1 protein-coding gene is annotated in these 773 nt (G+C 46.6%); it reads right to left on the reverse strand.

The features are described 5' to 3' along the window. A partial coding sequence (locus A3756_RS25335; protein WP_156490766.1) for an FAD-dependent monooxygenase occupies positions 1–645 on the reverse strand: 645 nt, incomplete at its 3' end. Positions 646–773: the final 128 nt, after the last annotated feature.

The following is a 773-nucleotide window of genomic DNA, read 5'->3' on the forward strand; positions in this document are numbered from 1 at the left end:
CTTGTTATGTGGTTTCTCGGTTTTGATGGTGGCAACGATTGCGTGGTGTTGATAATCCCATTCACGGGTCGCCATCGACAACCAGGTCCTGATTCTGGAATTCGCGCCATCAGCTGCAACTAATAACTTCGCATGTATCTGACGACCATCATCCAGCAGCAAAGAATAAGGAGCTCCATCTACCTCATTTTGCTTCAGGCTGCTAATACGCCCACCAAAGAAACGTTCAACATTCTCTTGTTGCTTTAAGACCTGATGCAAAGCCGAGACAATATTCTGATTCTCTACGATATAACCCAAAGCATCTTCATATAACTCAGCCGCACTGAAATCTATTTGGGCTGTACCTAGCTGATCCCAAACATGCATGTTTCGATAAGGAAGGATTCGCTCTTCGTGAATATGCTGCCAGGCCCCAACACTCTTAAGTAAATCGCGTGAGGCAAAGGTTAGTGCACTGACTCTTGGCTCAAAGCCATTTACATCCTTAGGCTTAGACGGAGAGTGCTGCAGAGATTCTGCCGACTGCGCGTCAATTAAAGCAATTGAAAAGCCGGTATCACGTAGCGCGGCGGCGAGAGAAGCGCCCACCATCCCCGCACCAACAATCGCAATATCAAATTCTTGAGTACAAGCATCACTCATAAGATTAATTCTCTCTAAACCTAAGTATTAAAATGTGCTTTTCGGTCTGCCAGACCCATTGCTCGCTCTGCAAATATCGTTTTCAAGGGAGCGATGTTGTCGAGACCAACCAGGCCAATATCTCGCGC

This window comes from Oleiphilus sp. HI0086 (assembly GCF_001635225.1).